Here is a 14,854-nt window from a genome sequence, read left to right as displayed (position 1 = left end):
TGAGCTACTAATTGCTTTGACTAATCGCCGGAGGTAGTTATCATCGATAGCGCTTGATTTATCTGCAGTGGATTTAGTTCTTTGGTGACGGGATTAAATGAAGATGGGGTAAACAATTCGATAATGAACTTCATGCCTGCCACGTCCTGATTTTTGTATAACTTAAGAACACTACTTTCACCTCCCATCAACTTTTCATCACATTTGACGACATAGCAATTGGATAGCCTTTCATTGGTAAGTGTAAGTTTCTCGTTAAGGAAACCAAGAACTTCCTTGCATTCCTTTTTTAACTCACTAAAATCATTAAAGTCAATTTTCTCTTCAAGAAAATGTCTTCTTATTTTTGAGATTAGAAGTTCCTGTTCTGAAATTTCTTTATGAATCTTGTTCCGCTCGTTCAGAAATTCCTGTCTTGTTATTGAGATGTCTTCATCTTTTAATATAAGCTGAAACAACTCATAAACTTCAGGCTTGATGACTACCTTTTTTAATTTTTCCTCATATTGCTCATCAAGTATATCAGCCCTGATACGGCCTTTGCACCTGGAGACGGAACAGTGGTAATATCGGTATTTTGCATTTCTTCCAGTAGATACACTTGCAGTTGATCGCCGGTCACAGAATGGGCATGTCAAAAAACCTCTCAATGGGAAGATGGATCTGATTCTTTGCTTATATGCATTTCTTGTACGGCGGCTATCTATTAAAGACTGGACCTTTCCAAAGAGTTCTTCGGTAATAAGTGGTTCATGGATACCATTTACAAATTCCGCATCTTCTGTTCTGGTTGCAGGCACAGTTATAGAAAAATCCTGAACATCTGGCTCTACGATGCGCTGAGTACTTCCTTTATGGAAGAAAGCCTTTCCAAATCTGAAGTCATCATTATCTATGAGCAACTGGTCAAGCTGTTCGAGGCTATTTGGTTGATTAGTCAGCGCATCGCCACAAAGGCTTAAATTCATTTTAACAGTCCTTCCGCTAAATATCAGTTCTTTCTTAGGGCGGTCGATAACTTATGATATCTACAGCCGTTAAGTTTGATCAACTGGAACATTTGATAATAGATATAAACGAGTATATTCGTTTATAAATGTTTAAGGCTGATAGGATTTGCAAATACAGAAGTTAGTGGCAATTATAAGAGACATACTTTAATGACAACAAGACAAATAATAATTTTAGTTATGACAATTTCAATTTTGACAAGTTGCAGACGCGGCTACAAGATTGAAGACGACAAAGTTTATTATGAATCTTGGAATGAAGGAAGTGGACAAAACAAGCGAATAATTGAACAAGCAGATGCAAAGACTTTTAAAGAATTAACTTTTGATTGCGATTGCGACTTTGAGTTCGGCAAGGACAAAAATCATCTGTTTATAGACGGCGAGCTTATAAAAAATATTGACCCAAACACTTTCAAATTTATTGGAAATTATATTTTCCGTGACAAAGACTCAGCGTATTTTTTTGGTTTTTATAACAGCTTAAACGATTGTGTAATCAAGGGCGTTAATCCAAACAAGATAAGATTAATTAAATATCCTTGGGCAAAGGCGGATAATTTTTTAATTCACGGAGGAGCTACTATAAATATTGACGATATAAATGAATTTGCCCCTATTGACGATGATTGGGGAAAGACAAAAAAATACGTTATAAATAAAAATCAAATTTTACACGGAGCGGACGTAGAAACTTTTAAAATCACAAGTACCTTTCAAGGTAAAGACAAGAAATTCAATTACGAGTTCGGTATTATCAATGAAGATGATTTTAAAAAAATGAGTTTTAAAACCTTTGATTTTGCCAATAAAGATTTCTGTCAAACTGAACCAATTGTGTTTGTTGATGTTTACGACAGTTTAGTTTCATATATAGAAGATAAGAATGAACCTATCGAGCTTGTTGAAAAACTTAAACAAATGGGTTTCACATTGAATAATACGATGTATTTAGATTGGGGTGGAGAATCAAAAATTATCAGAGCTTCTATGACAAGTAGCAAATGTAATTGTATTGTTGAAAAACTTTACCGTTACGATTATGGAAAACCTTCTGAAACAAAAAACATATTTAAAGTGACAGAAAGAATCTACTATGAACCGAGAGAGAAATAAAATAAAAATAACTACCACTAACAGGGGTTGGCAGACTTAGTAGAAACACCTCCTAGCCCCCTCTTGTTTTTCTAGTAAATTTACTCAAACCTAATCTCAAATACAAATCGCCACATGAAACAGACCTTTTACATATTTACTTTCATTCTAATTGGCTGTTCATCAAATGTGAAGGATAAGTCAGAAGCTACTAACTCGCTGGAACAGCATGACAAGGCAATGAAGAGTTTTCAGCAATATACCATCAGGGATACTATAGCTGTCGATTTAGACGGCGACAGCATACAAGATCTATGAAAAAGATACTTTTTTTATTTGTTGTCATACATGCTTTTTGCTTTCACTTGCGGCACAAACTACATCAAGAGCGGGTTTTGATGTGAATGTTTACAATCCCTCTGCTAATCAATTCTTTGATCGACATCATAACATTGATCACATTGTAATTTTCTATGATAAAGGAAATTTAGAAACTATAGAGATATTTTTCCGGGGTAAGCCAAAGCCTACGTTGGGTGAGCGGTACACGCTTACCTTTGATGGTGATCTCTATTTGTTTCGTAAAAAATACGGAAAATTTCCTCTCCCAAATGCTACAACAGCTAAACTGACAAATTTTCAAGGAATCGGAAAAATAACTGATGTTAATGTTATTTACAACTTGACAACAAGGATGCAGCGCGATTCTCTTGTGCATCATTTCAATTTCTACACATATAATGGAAATACCGAACCTTTTCTTGGTTCTGCTGATTATCGCCCTACTTTTAAAGGTGATATTTTGAAATTGACAAAAAAACTAGAACAAGATTTTAAGAATTGGAAGCCCATTGCAATAACAGATTCTATGATCATCATTACTGGCTTAGTTGAGAAAGACGGCACAATTGGAAAATTAAAACTAATTGAGGGCAAACCTTCTGTTTATTCGAACAAAGTTTTAGAATTTATGGGCCATGAAGCTACTATGTGGTTGCCGAGAGTTGATGGTGGTGGAAAAAGAGCTTGGAACATCAGAATATCGGTACGGGTTAATAAAGATAATTCTATGAAGGTTTCTATATTGTGATGATGTGCTCTTATGAGAAATAGGATTTCAAAGGTGATATTTACTATATATTTTACACATAGTAGTAAAAAGACATTAATATGCATAGTATGAGTAACATGGAACAAGCTATGAAACGGCAGCTGCTTTTTATTAGTTTATATAAAAGTGCTTTTCCGGGCGTAGCCAAATACATTAGTCGGTTGGGTGGCAGCTTTGAGGAGGCTAAAGATGTTTTTCAGGATGCCCTGATTGTATATTTTGAGAAAACTGCTATACAATCATCTGCCTTTGACAATGATACCGCCTACCTGGTTGGAATTGCTAAAAATTTATGGTTGAAACGTTACAGACAATCAACGCAAAACTTGCCTATAACAGAAGTAGATCTGGCATTACACGAACCTGAAGAACATCCTTCAAGTCACCGTCTGATGCACTTTTTAAGCAAAGCCGGTCAGAAGTGTATGGATTTACTCAAAAGCTTTTACTATGATGAGTTGCCGCTTAATGAGATTGCACAAGAGTTCGGCTATTCAGGAGTGCGTAGCGCTACAGTCCAAAAATATAAATGCCTCGAAAAAGTAAGAACAACTATTAAAGAAAAAGCATTATCGTATGAAGACTTCATGGAATGAAACCCAACAGATCGAAGCGTTTATTAGAGGTACCACAAGCCCCAGCGATGCAATACTTTTTGAGGCTAAGCTGATACTGGATGATGAACTCGCCGAAAAAGTAAGATGGCAGAAACAAGCTTATCAGGTAGTAAAACAATACAGTCGTCAGAAATTAAGAGAAGAGATAGAAACTGTACATCAGCAGCTATTTACCGGACATCAACACCTAACTTTCAGTCAAAAAATAAAGCAGCTTTTCAGCAAACTTTAAACCTATAATTTTATGAAAATTGACAAAAATGAGTTCCGCAAATTTGCGGTGGGGCATTGCTATGTCCCGTCGGCAAGGGTCGACAAATATATTTCAGCGGTTGAGCGCATGACTGTTCCAACGGCCATGACACCCTATATTACTGAAGAACGTGAAATGCGTGTTTCGCAGATGGATGTATTTTCAAGGCTAATGATGGACCGCATTATATTTATGGGTGTACCGGTAGAAGCTAATATTGCCAATGTGGTACAAGCTCAACTACTCTTCCTGCAATCAACAGATGCCAAAAAAGATATCCAGATGTATATCAATTCTCCAGGTGGCGAAGTTTACGCAGGCTTTGGTGTTTACGACACAATGCAATTGATTAGCCCGGATGTAGCCACTATTTGTACCGGTATGGCTTTATCATTCGGAGCAATATTGTTGTGTGGTGGCGCAACAGGTAAACGCAGTGCACTTGAACATGCTCGTGTGATGCTGCACCAGCCTTTGGGTGGCGTGCAGGGCCAGGCATCAGATATAGAGATAACAGCTAACCAGGTATTGAAAGTTAAAAAGGAGTTATACAATATAATAGCCAAACACAGCGGTCAGGATTATCAGTACGTACACGATGTTTGCGATCGCGACCATTGGATGACCGCTGATGAAGCAAAGGAGTTCGGGGTGATCGACGAGGTACTGAAATAAACCTCCTGTTCTAATTTGCTTTTGTTTTGCTATTTTATTGCTGGAGCAAAAGGATAGCAAAACAAAAGCAAAAGAATAGCAAAAGAAATGTACTACTTTTACTCCTCTATTACCATATTTCCAAGCTGTTTAAGCTTATCCAATCCGTCCTTCATTGCTTTAAGTTGTTCTGCTAAATGTCCCTGCCAGACGGTAACCTCGCCAATAACTTTGAAAGCGTGCTCAGAACGGTATGACATTGTTGGATTACCCGGGAATTTTTTATTAGTTACATTAGGATCATCTTCCAATGGGCCTGTTGCTTCTACAAGGTATATTCTTTCACGTCCGTTCCCAGATGCCAATTCAGCTCCCCAGATAGCTGCATTTAAGGTAGCAGAAAGATAAATATGTTTTAATTTTCTGTCTACAAAATTTGAGTCAAAACCAATTTCTATTAAGTCCCCGATTTTTAAATCCGCTTTAGTTCCATGAAAAAAGGTTTGAGAAAAAGCATGTTGAATAGGTGTCTCGATTGCTGGATTTTCTGTGTTCATTCTATTGTTGTATCTTCAAAAGTAAAGTTAGCAGTTATTTGCCAATGCCAAGTTGGTTCATATATGTTTGATTATCCCAAAATAGATATTCTTCGCTCATTGTACCATCTAGTTTCCAGATACTCACTGTTGCCATCGGAATTTTGAACGCTTTACCAGTAGGTTGAATGAATTTACCATTACCCACAGGCATAGGTTTAGTAAAAGTGCCTTCCATTACTCCGGTAACGGCAGTTAAGTTTCCTTGTCCTACTTTAATTGGGTGTACTGAAATTCTGGTATCAGGGGCATATACAAACATTGCTTCCATATCATCTATATGTTTTTTAAGCCCTTTTGTAGTATGCCCGTCTGGGAAATGAACTACAACATCTTCTGCATGGCTTTCATGAAATCTGGCCCAGTCTCTCCTACTGAAAACATTAAAATCTAAAGTATCAAACTTAGCGAGATTTTTTGCGACCATCTCATTGGCTGCCATTAGCTCCTTAATTTGGGTCCGTAAGGAATCTATTTCCGATTTGTTTGTTGCATTTGTTCCTTCGCTGTTTTTGCAACTACTGAAATATGCAATTATTACCAATGCCATTACTTTAAGTAATGGTTTGGTTATTACAGTTGTTCCTTTCATTTTGCTGTGGTTTAAACGGTTAAAAATGAAGTATTTAAATTACATAAAATTAAGAAATATCCCGTTACTCAAGAACAACAATTTTTATTGATCGGGATAATGAAGATATACATCTTGTTGAGGAAACGGAATTGAGATGCCGTTTGCTTTAAAAGCGGCTACAATAGCTATAATCAAATCGCTCCTGGTAGCAGATGTATCTCCAATATGTTTTGTCCAGAAATATATCCTCAGATCTATAGCGCTATTACTAAACTGCTCAAATTGTACCACCGGACCGGGGTTTTTACTGATTCGCTGATCATTGTCTAAAATTCCAGTTAATACTTGTCTGCATTTTTCAAGATCTGTATCATAAGCAATACCAATCTGTATAGATATTCTTTTACGGTTTCCGCCAAGCGACCAATTAATCAGATGTGCATTAAGCAAGTCGCCATTTGGCATTACTACATCTGCACCATCCCAGGTTGAGATGATGCTGCTTCTAAATCCAATAGATTTCATTTTACCACCCTGGCCATCAACATCAACTATATCGCCAACGTTTACTGGCTTCTCAAATGCAATAATAAGCCCACTTACCAGGTTGTTCACTAATGTTTGCAAACCAAAGCCTATGCCTACACCTAATGCTCCTAAAACAATCGTTATTCTGTCTACAGGAATTCCTGCCGCTGCAATTGCTAAAAATAGGCCTATACAGAGGATAGAAATGCGAACCAGCAATATCCAGCTACCTATCCCCTGCCTTTCATTCTTATTATCCCTGCCGCCTGCAAGATGTCCGTCGGAAGCAAAAAAGGAGACGATTTTAGAAACAATCACCGAAATAGACATAATTACAATAAAGAGAACCAGACTATTAATGCTAAAGGTATAATCGCCCAGTGTACGATCCTGATTAAAAAAGTTCAGAAATGGTTTGAATAAGTAATCAAATGCAGGGAAATTTCGCCCAAATAATACTGCCCAACCAATAATTAGTAATACATAAAATAACAACGGAGCTTTTTTGCCAACCTTTTCAAAGTTCAGGTAAAAAAGCTTTTTATCTTGTCCGGAATATACATTAAATGCCAGAAACAGGCCTTCGTTAATTAGTCGTACTGTCCAGAGGAAAAGAATTGCAATAATCACGTTCAGAAATCCACTAATGAATAGCGTTTTTGCTAAATTATATCTGCCAAATATATTTGCAAATACAGATGCAAATTCAAGTAAGGCCATAAAAGTGATTGACCAAAGGATCCATTTCTCCTTAAGCTCTTCACGATGGCCTTTTAGTAGCGCAACCAAGCCAACTATAACACCAGATATCGAAGCGATGAGCATACACCATTGTTCAATTCTTGAAGCCTGCAATATCAGGTTACTCAGAGCAGATATAAGAAAAAGCATAACTATAATCAGCCATATCCGCATCCAGTAGCGGGCTATGAAATTCCTGAAAATAATGGTTAGGCAAACACATGATATTGACCAAAAGATAACATTTAAAATAAAAGGGGGCGAAATGAAAAGGAACTGAAATAAACTTGTAACTAATAGAATGGCCGATAAAATTGGATACCTGAGCACTAGTTGGCCTTCGTAATCAGTTTTTAGCAAATTATTCTCTAAATAAATGTTTTTAAGCGAACGCAGATAAATGAAAGAAGTTGCCACAAGTAAAACAAGCAGTACTAGTTTACCCATATTATTTTCTGCATAAAACTTAAGCGTTAGTAATCCCTTCGTTTTTGAGAAATAAAGTATTTCATTAAATGGCTGGTAGTAATCGGGTGATTCCCATATGTTACTAAATTCTCTTTTGTAGGTTTGGCCGGCTATGTCTTTTTGATGTGATTCAATTTCTTCCAGACTTGTTTCTAATTTGAAAACAGTCAGGTTTGCCTGATTTAGCAGGGATTGGATATTGTTGCTTGCCTCTTTAAGTGAGCTTTCTATTGGAGTAGTTTCGTAGGCAACAACTTTTATTTTTTCCAGGTACTTTGTTAGCGTAACCGAATCAGTTGGAAACTTAAATAATGCAGGTACGCTCAATAATGAATCGAGCTGATATTGGAAAGCGTTCAGTTCCTGCAGGCGCACATCCAACTTTAATTTACCTGCATTTGCTTTATTGAGCAGTTCCGATACTATTTTTGAAGTAGCTGTTAAATTGCGATAAGTTTGTGAAGATCCTTTATTAGTAAAAACACCATCGCCAACAACAATCAGGTCTTTTTCAATTTTTTTAAATTCCCTTTTTATACCTGGAGTATCCAGTTTACCATTAACATAAATCTTTGCTTTTTGCATTGTCCGCTTTATCTCTTCAAATGTTTTGATTTGAATGATAGTTGCTTTATCGGCCTCAAACTCATCAGCGCTATTCTTTGCAGATCGTTTTGCAAAAGCCTGCATTTTGGCTACAAAATTCAATTTTAAGCTATCCTGTAAAATTGATTTATGAATGGTAGAATCTTTCTTTTGGGCAAGTAGGGTAATGCAGCTAAATATGCTGATACAAACCAAAAGTGAACAGGTTAATTTTTTAGGGAGCATCATTTTACTGAAGATTAATATTCAATAATACGCAAAAAAGCGCTATTAATACCCCCCCCTTTTAATGTATTAAGGTTCAGGAAATTTAGATGGCCTTTAAAATCCCCTTGCTCCAAATTCTTGCCAGTTCTTTAGATCCCTCTGCATTTGGATGTAGATAAAACGTGCCTTTTTTTCCTTGTTCAGGCTTAAACAGCGTAGTGTGATTCTTCCTGAAAAAATTAAAACCAGATTTATCGCCGGCAAATATCCGTCCGGGGGCTATTTTTTTATACTTTTTAACCAGATTATCAATTTTTGGGAAGTAGCTTTCTAACCTATTTAAGCCTTCTTCTAAATAGGCCGCATTATTTTGAGTGTTTGTGCTATACCAAAGCGGATACTGCAGTACAAATTTTGCCTTTGGGTATTGATTTGATAATGCATCGATCAGTTTAGACATATTCTGATCATACTGATCGGCAGAGATCGGAGATCCATTAGGTCCAAATATTGCACTGTCATTGGTTCCCAGCATAATAGAAAACAAGAGTATAGATGAAGTATCTTTATTGAAGTTGTTTGCGGCCTCAATAACCTTTGGGAAGTCGGTATTCGTAGTAGGTAAAAAGTCGAGACTGGTATGTCCGCTAAAGCCCCTATTTGCAACATCTACCGATGTGAATTGCCCGTTTGAACTTAGAATTTGCTGAACAATTAATGGTGTTGCTTCTAAAGCAGGTTGTTTAAGTGCGCCCCCTTCAGTAATGCTATCTCCTATAAAAACAATGTTTAGTTTGGTTCTTTTTCCTGAAGAGAAAGAAGTTAGTATTAACGCAAAAACCAGTAACAGTAATTTTGGGCTGAGCTTGGCAAAAAGAGGTTTATTCATGATTGTTTTTTAATAAAGATAGGTTATTTTGTATTAATTAATTTGCCATCACATTGTAATGCGGATCTTCTAAAATATTAACTTCTATCACTTCTTCAGCATTTTTAAGCAAAGTTCTGCAATCTTCACTAAGATGTTGCAGGTGTAATTTCTTGCCTGCCAGCTTATAGCGCTCTGTTAACTTATTTAATCCTTCTATGCCACTCATATCCGCTACCCTGCTGTCCCTAAAATCGATAATTACTTCTTGAGGGTCGCCACTAATATCAAATTTTTCATTAAAAGCAGTTACAGATCCAAAAAATAAAGGGCCAAATATTTCGTAATGTTTAACTCCCCGTTCATCTATATATTTTTTTGCGCGGATTCTTTTAGCACTTTCCCAGGCAAAGACCAATGCTGATATCACAACCCCAATTAGGACTGCAAGCGCCAGATTATGAAGCCAGATGGTTATTATCGCTACAAGTATACCTATAAAGATGTCTTGTTTTGGCATTTTGTTAATGATGCGAAAGCTTACCCATTCAAATGTTCCGATAGCTACCATTATCATTACTCCGGTTAATGCTGCCATTGGGACGCGATCTATAATGGGGGCACCGAAAAGTATAATAATAAGTATGGTTAATGATGCAATTATTCCGGATAATCGCGCTCTTGCACCTGCGGATAGATTAACCAGTGTTTGAGCGATCATGGGACAGCCTCCCATTCCAAAGAAAAAGCCATTGGTAATATTTGCAGCGCCTTGTGCAATACATTCTCTATTGCCATTGCCCTTTGTACTGGTAATCTCATCAACCAGGTTAAGAGTTAATAAACCTTCGGTTAAGCCAACCCCAGCCATTATTAAGGCATAAGGAAAAATAATTTGTAAAGTGTTTAGTTCAAAGGGTATAGCCGGGATGTGAAATGGAGGAAACCCGCCACTAACAGAAGCAATATCTTTAACCGTTTTTGTGTCTATATTAAATCCAAAAACGAGTAAAAACACTACTATAATAGCGATAAGAGACGGGGGAACAGCCTTGGTAATTTTTGGTAAAAGCACCACTATTGCTATGGTAAGCAAAACTAAACCTGCCATAATATATAATGAGGCTCCACTAAGCCAGGTAGATGTTCCATTTGCAACAGTTTTAAATTGCTCTAGCTGAGCTATAAAAATGATAACAGCAAGACCATTAACAAAGCCATACATGACTGGTTGAGGTACCAATCTGATAAATTTGCCTAGTTTAAACAGTCCTACCCCTATCTGGATAATTCCAGCAAATGCAATAGCAGCAAAAACATATTCGATTCCATTTGATTTCATTAAGGCAATTAATACGATTGCTGTAGCTCCTGCCCCACCGGAAATCAGACCTGGCCTGCCTCCAAAAATTGAGGTAATCAATCCCATAATAAAAGCAGCATATAAACCCGCTAATGGAGGAAATCCGGCAAGGATGGCAAATGATAAAGATTCCGGCATCATTGTCATGGCCACTGTTAGGCCCGCCAGGATTTCATTTTTGTAATTGACTTTTTGAGAGAAGTTAAAAAAGCTATTGCTTGAAAACATATGTAAGGTTGATACGTAGAAAGTATAGATCAAAAGTAGAAAAAATACTTGATTTGGGCATTACCAGGCTTTATATGTATGTATTTAATCAAATGATTAAATTATTTGATTAAATGAAATATTTAGTTTTATATTTGTAGGACTTAATATGTTACAACAGAAAGATGAGTAAAAAATTAAATGTAGAAGCAGATAGCAGCACAGAAGAAAAGATTAAAGCAGCAGCCAATTTGGTATTTACAAAAAAAGGATATTCGGGCACGCGTACCAGAGATATTGCTGAAGAAGCCGGTATAAATCTTGCCTTGCTAAACTACTATTTTAGAAGTAAAGAAAAGCTGTTTGATATTGTAATGATGGAGAACATACAGCAGTTTTTAATGGGAATTAAAGGATTGCTGAACAATGAGGGATTGAGCTTAACTGAAAAGATTGCTCTTGTTGCCGAGAACTACATCAATTTGTTAAGAGTACAACCAGACATGCCTCTATTTATTTTAAGTGAAATAAGATCCAATCCTGAAAAACTGGCGACAAATATGAATGTTAAGGAGATTTTATTAAAATCTCATTTTTATCAGCAACTGAATGAAACTTTAAACGGCAAAATTAACCCACTGCATTTTATCATAAACATTATTAGCTTAACAGTTTTTCCTTTTGTGGCTAGTCCGCTTATTAAAATTATTGGAGAATTGAAACAAGAGGATTTTGATAAGATGGCAGAAGAAAGAAAGAAAATGATTCCTGTTTGGATTGACGCAATGTTAAAAGTCCATTAAAAAAATTTATATGGCAGTTAATCAAATGATTAAAACAACTAAATAAATAGAAATGAAATCTATATTTTTCAGCACCCTCATTTGTTTTGTGCTTTATCAAACGAATGTGCAAAGTCAGGAAAGGCTTTCACTTGAAGAATGCTATTCCCTGACTCGACAGAACTATCCTTTGGTAAAGCAGTTGGAATTGATTTCAAAAACTGCGGCTTACTCTGTAGATAACGCTGCAAAGGGATATCTGCCTCAGTTTAATATCAGCGGACAAGCCAGTTATCAGTCAGATGTAACAAAAATTCCAATTCAGATTCCCGGGATGAACGTTCCTCAGTTGAGTAAAGATCAATATCGTTTGAGTGCAGAAGGAACTCAGGTTTTGTTTGATGGCGGTGTTATCAGGCAACAAAAGGAAGCAATTAACACTAATGCTTTGGTTGAAAATCAGAAACTTGAGGTAGAGTTGTACAAATTGAAAGAAAGGGTTAACCAGTTATTCTTCGGGGTACTTTTAATGGATGCGCAATTAAAGCAGAATGAATTACTGGCAAAAGATATTCAGCTGGGTATTGACCGGGCAAAAGCTAATGTAGCCAATGGAATCGCCTTTAAGAGTAGCTTAAATATACTGAAGGCTGAATTGCTAAAAGTAAATCAAAAAAATATAGAGCAGAAATTTACCCGTAAGGGATATATAGAAGTACTAGGCTTATTTATCCATAAAACACTTACGGAAGATATAGTGCTACAAAAACCCGAACAACCAGTGCTGCAAACTGAGATCCAACGCCCGGAGCTTGATTTGTTTAAACAACAACGCAACAGTTTGGATGTGAAAGAACGAGCTATTGCCGCACGGAACTTACCTAAGTTTAATTTGTTTTTGCAAGGTGGCCTTGGCAAACCTGCATTAAATATGCTGAATAATTCAATGGAGCCTTTTGCCATAGGTGGGCTGAGAATGAGTTGGCCCCTGTCAGGATTTTATACCAGCAGAAAGGAAAAGGCAATTATTGATATCAACAGAAAAGAGATTGATCTGCAAAAAGAAAACTTTTTACTGAATACTAATTTTGTGGTAAAGCAACAGGATTCGGAAATTGATAAGCAAACAAACCTACTGAACTCAGACGATGAGATTATTGCATTACGGGCAAGTGTAAAAGAAACATCGGCAGCACAGCTGGAAAACGGAGTTATAAATACCAGCGATTATTTGCGCGAGGTAAATGCTGAAGATCAGGCCAGACAAGGCAAGATCATGCACCAAATACAATTACTAATGGCCCTGTACAATAAACAAACCACCACAGGCAATTAATATTAAACAAACATAATCATGAAGAAAATAGCATTTGCACTAACTGCCGCTTTGTTTCTGGTATCGTGCGGGCAAAAAGAACAAGCTTATGATGCTTCCGGCACATTTGAAGCTGTTGAGACCATAGTGTCTGCTGAGGCAAACGGAACAATTAAGGCACTGAATCTTGTGGAGGGACAGATACTAAAAGCAGACGAAACTATAGGTTATATTGATACCACACAACTGTACTTAAAAAAGAAGCAGCTCATCGCCCAAATTGGTGCCATATTAGGTAAAAAGCCTGATGTATCGGCACAGATTGCCACATACAGGGAACAGCTAAAACAAGCAAACAGAGAGCAACAGAGAATCATTAACCTGCTAAAGGCAGATGCAGCAACGCCAAAACAGCTTGATGATGCCAATTCCCAGATTGCTATTATTAAAAAACAGATCCTTGCTCAGGAATCAGCATTGAGCATTACTTCTACCAGTTTAGGTAAAGAAACACTTCCATTGAATGTACAAATTGATCAATTAAACGATCAAATTTCCAAAAGTAAAATTGTAAATGAAACAGCTGGCACTGTGCTGGTTAAGTACGCCGAAGTAAATGAAATGGCTTCAGTAGGTAAACCGTTATACAAGGTAGGCGATTTACTGTCTATTATTTTAAGAGCATACATTACTGGTAACCAGTTGCCGACTGTTAAACTGGGACAAAAAGTTGAAGTATTGGTAGATGCTGCAGATGGTAAGTATAAGACTTATGAGGGGACAATTGAGTGGATTAGCGATAAGGCGGAATTTACACCTAAAACTATACAAACAAAAGATGAGCGCGCAAATCTGGTATATGCAGTAAAGATAAAGGTGAAAAATGATGGTTATTTAAAAATAGGTATGTATGGTGAAATCATTTTATCTAAAAAAATATGACCAGTACTATAGCCATCGAAGTAAACCAACTCCGTAAAACTTACGGTAAGGAGCAGTTAGTGGCTGTGGATGATATTTCTTTCGACGTTAATAGAGGAGAATTATTTGGGTTAATTGGTCCAGATGGTGCAGGTAAAACAAGTATTTTCAGGATGCTTACGACCTTATTACTTCCTGAAAAAGGCACCGCAAAGGTTGATGGTTATGACGTAGTTGCCGATTATAAACAGATCAGAAAAACGGTTGGCTATATGCCAGGCAAATTTTCTCTTTATCCGGATCTGACTATCGAAGAAAATCTTCGGTTTTTTGCTACAGTTTTTGGGACCACCATCGCCCAAAATTATCATCTGATAGAAGATATCTATGTACAAATTGAGCCCTTCAAAGACAGAAGGGCGGGAAAGCTATCGGGAGGAATGAAACAAAAGCTGGCTTTATGTTGTGCTCTTATTCATAAACCAACAGTTTTGTTTTTGGATGAACCAACAACCGGAGTTGACCCGGTATCTAGAAAAGAATTCTGGGAAATGCTGAAAAGACTTAAAGGACAAGGTATTACTATTCTTGTATCGACACCATACATGGACGAGGCTACCTTGTGCGACCGCATCGCCCTAATTCAGTATGGGAAAATTTTATCTATAAATACCCCTCAGAAAATGATACAGCAATATCCAGATCAACTATTTGCTATTAAAGCAGATAGGATGTATGAATTGATTAAGGCGCTTAGGAAGTACCCGGGTGTAATGGATTGTTATGCTTTTGGTGAATATGCTCATGTTTCCTTTAAGAATTCTTTTGAAGGTGATAAGCTCCGGAGTTACCTAATTACAGAAGGATTAACCCGAATAGAGATTAAACCTGTACCTCCAACTATAGAAGACTATTTTATCAAGTTATTGAAAAATTAG

General features: G+C 36.8%; 16 protein-coding genes. 10 read left to right on the top strand and 6 right to left on the bottom strand.

Annotated elements, in window-relative coordinates:
- Window positions 1–20: 20 nt before the first annotated feature.
- The gene (locus CPT03_RS07600; RefSeq protein ID WP_099438288.1) at window positions 21–968 is read right to left on the bottom strand and encodes a hypothetical protein; all 948 of its coding nucleotides are present in this window, start codon (window positions 966–968) and stop codon (window positions 21–23) included.
- 192 nt (window positions 969–1,160) lie between these two features.
- On the opposite strand from CPT03_RS07600, the gene CPT03_RS07595 reads away from it, so the two are divergent.
- From CPT03_RS07595 to CPT03_RS07570, 6 genes are all read left to right on the top strand, one after another.
- The gene (locus CPT03_RS07595) at window positions 1,161–2,126 is read left to right on the top strand and encodes a DKNYY domain-containing protein (RefSeq protein ID WP_099438287.1); all 966 of its coding nucleotides are present in this window, start codon (window positions 1,161–1,163) and stop codon (window positions 2,124–2,126) included.
- 114 nt (window positions 2,127–2,240) lie between these two features.
- Window positions 2,241–2,423 carry a hypothetical protein gene (locus tag CPT03_RS07590; RefSeq protein WP_099438286.1) on the top strand — a complete coding sequence of 61 codons (183 nt, stop codon included), beginning with the start codon at window positions 2,241–2,243 and terminating at the stop codon, window positions 2,421–2,423.
- A 37-nt stretch (window positions 2,424–2,460) separates the two neighbouring features.
- On the top strand, window positions 2,461–3,195 hold the full coding sequence (locus tag CPT03_RS07585; RefSeq protein ID WP_099438285.1) for a hypothetical protein: 735 nt from the start codon (window positions 2,461–2,463) through the stop codon (window positions 3,193–3,195).
- Between the two features lie 89 nt (window positions 3,196–3,284).
- The gene (locus CPT03_RS07580) at window positions 3,285–3,812 is read left to right on the top strand and encodes an RNA polymerase sigma factor (RefSeq protein WP_245870000.1); all 528 of its coding nucleotides are present in this window, start codon (window positions 3,285–3,287) and stop codon (window positions 3,810–3,812) included.
- Window positions 3,793–4,065: a hypothetical protein gene (locus CPT03_RS07575; RefSeq protein WP_099438283.1), complete on the top strand. Its 273-nt coding sequence runs from the start codon at window positions 3,793–3,795 to the stop codon at window positions 4,063–4,065. The genes CPT03_RS07580 and CPT03_RS07575 overlap by 20 nt, the downstream gene beginning before the upstream one ends.
- 12 nt (window positions 4,066–4,077) lie before the next feature.
- On the top strand, window positions 4,078–4,761 hold the full coding sequence (locus CPT03_RS07570) for an ATP-dependent Clp protease proteolytic subunit (RefSeq protein ID WP_099438282.1): 684 nt from the start codon (window positions 4,078–4,080) through the stop codon (window positions 4,759–4,761).
- Between the two features lie 98 nt (window positions 4,762–4,859).
- On the opposite strand, the gene arr is transcribed toward CPT03_RS07570, so the two are convergent.
- The 5 genes from arr to CPT03_RS07545 form a co-directional block, all read right to left on the bottom strand.
- Complete coding sequence (gene arr, locus CPT03_RS07565; protein ID WP_099438281.1) at window positions 4,860–5,297, bottom strand: NAD(+)--rifampin ADP-ribosyltransferase; 438 nt, start codon at window positions 5,295–5,297, stop codon at window positions 4,860–4,862.
- A 34-nt stretch (window positions 5,298–5,331) separates the two neighbouring features.
- A complete protein-coding gene (locus tag CPT03_RS07560; RefSeq protein ID WP_216641620.1) occupies window positions 5,332–5,928 on the bottom strand; it encodes an ester cyclase in 597 nt (198 codons plus the stop codon).
- Window positions 5,929–6,012: 84 nt separating this feature from the next.
- Window positions 6,013–8,481: a mechanosensitive ion channel family protein gene (locus tag CPT03_RS07555; RefSeq protein WP_099438280.1), complete on the bottom strand. Its 2,469-nt coding sequence runs from the start codon at window positions 8,479–8,481 to the stop codon at window positions 6,013–6,015.
- Window positions 8,482–8,563: 82 nt separating this feature from the next.
- Window positions 8,564–9,349: a GDSL-type esterase/lipase family protein gene (locus CPT03_RS07550; RefSeq protein ID WP_099438279.1), complete on the bottom strand. Its 786-nt coding sequence runs from the start codon at window positions 9,347–9,349 to the stop codon at window positions 8,564–8,566.
- A gap of 37 nt (window positions 9,350–9,386) precedes the next feature.
- On the bottom strand, window positions 9,387–10,919 hold the full coding sequence (locus CPT03_RS07545) for a SulP family inorganic anion transporter (RefSeq protein ID WP_099438278.1): 1,533 nt from the start codon (window positions 10,917–10,919) through the stop codon (window positions 9,387–9,389).
- Window positions 10,920–11,083: 164 nt separating this feature from the next.
- Here CPT03_RS07545 and CPT03_RS07540 point away from each other — a divergent pair, with 164 nt between their 5' ends.
- Genes CPT03_RS07540 through CPT03_RS07525 form a run of 4 tightly spaced genes read left to right on the top strand, consistent with a single transcriptional unit; the run spans window position 11,084 to window position 14,854 of the window.
- Window positions 11,084–11,701, top strand: a complete 618-nt coding sequence (locus CPT03_RS07540) for a TetR/AcrR family transcriptional regulator (RefSeq protein WP_099438277.1) — start codon at window positions 11,084–11,086, stop codon at window positions 11,699–11,701.
- 52 nt (window positions 11,702–11,753) lie between these two features.
- Window positions 11,754–13,016 (top strand): TolC family protein, encoded by a 1,263-nt coding sequence (locus CPT03_RS07535; RefSeq protein ID WP_099438276.1) that lies wholly within the window; start codon window positions 11,754–11,756, stop codon window positions 13,014–13,016.
- Between the two features lie 18 nt (window positions 13,017–13,034).
- Window positions 13,035–13,937 (top strand): HlyD family secretion protein, encoded by a 903-nt coding sequence (locus CPT03_RS07530; RefSeq protein WP_099438275.1) that lies wholly within the window; start codon window positions 13,035–13,037, stop codon window positions 13,935–13,937.
- Entirely contained in the window at window positions 13,934–14,854 is a 921-nt protein-coding gene (locus tag CPT03_RS07525; RefSeq protein ID WP_099438274.1) for an ABC transporter ATP-binding protein, read from the top strand. Before CPT03_RS07530 ends, CPT03_RS07525 begins: the two co-directional genes overlap by 4 nt.

It is taken from the genome of Pedobacter ginsengisoli (assembly GCF_002736205.1).
GTDB lineage: Bacteria > Bacteroidota > Bacteroidia > Sphingobacteriales > Sphingobacteriaceae > Pedobacter > Pedobacter ginsengisoli_A.
This window is presented reverse-complemented; position numbering and strand designations above follow the sequence as displayed.

Excerpts from the sequence above, each read along its gene's own strand:
- CPT03_RS07555 (WP_099438280.1), bottom strand. The coding sequence starts at position 8,481 with ATGATGCTCCCTAAAAAATTAACCTGTTCACTTTTGGTTTGTATCAGC.
- CPT03_RS07540 (WP_099438277.1), top strand. The coding sequence starts at position 11,084 with ATGAGTAAAAAATTAAATGTAGAAGCAGATAGCAGCACAGAAGAAAAG.
- CPT03_RS07525 (WP_099438274.1), top strand. The coding sequence starts at position 13,934 with ATGACCAGTACTATAGCCATCGAAGTAAACCAACTCCGTAAAACTTAC.
- CPT03_RS07570 (WP_099438282.1), top strand. The coding sequence starts at position 4,078 with ATGAAAATTGACAAAAATGAGTTCCGCAAATTTGCGGTGGGGCATTGC.
- CPT03_RS07535 (WP_099438276.1), top strand. The coding sequence starts at position 11,754 with ATGAAATCTATATTTTTCAGCACCCTCATTTGTTTTGTGCTTTATCAA.
- CPT03_RS07575 (WP_099438283.1), top strand. The coding sequence starts at position 3,793 with ATGAAGACTTCATGGAATGAAACCCAACAGATCGAAGCGTTTATTAGA.
- CPT03_RS07545 (WP_099438278.1), bottom strand. The coding sequence starts at position 10,919 with ATGTTTTCAAGCAATAGCTTTTTTAACTTCTCTCAAAAAGTCAATTAC.
- CPT03_RS07600 (WP_099438288.1), bottom strand. The coding sequence starts at position 968 with ATGAATTTAAGCCTTTGTGGCGATGCGCTGACTAATCAACCAAATAGC.
- CPT03_RS07550 (WP_099438279.1), bottom strand. The coding sequence starts at position 9,349 with ATGAATAAACCTCTTTTTGCCAAGCTCAGCCCAAAATTACTGTTACTG.
- arr (WP_099438281.1), bottom strand. The coding sequence starts at position 5,297 with ATGAACACAGAAAATCCAGCAATCGAGACACCTATTCAACATGCTTTT.
- CPT03_RS07560 (WP_216641620.1), bottom strand. The coding sequence starts at position 5,928 with ATGAAAGGAACAACTGTAATAACCAAACCATTACTTAAAGTAATGGCA.
- CPT03_RS07595 (WP_099438287.1), top strand. The coding sequence starts at position 1,161 with ATGACAACAAGACAAATAATAATTTTAGTTATGACAATTTCAATTTTG.
- CPT03_RS07580 (WP_245870000.1), top strand. The coding sequence starts at position 3,285 with ATGAGTAACATGGAACAAGCTATGAAACGGCAGCTGCTTTTTATTAGT.
- CPT03_RS07590 (WP_099438286.1), top strand. The coding sequence starts at position 2,241 with ATGAAACAGACCTTTTACATATTTACTTTCATTCTAATTGGCTGTTCA.
- CPT03_RS07530 (WP_099438275.1), top strand. The coding sequence starts at position 13,035 with ATGAAGAAAATAGCATTTGCACTAACTGCCGCTTTGTTTCTGGTATCG.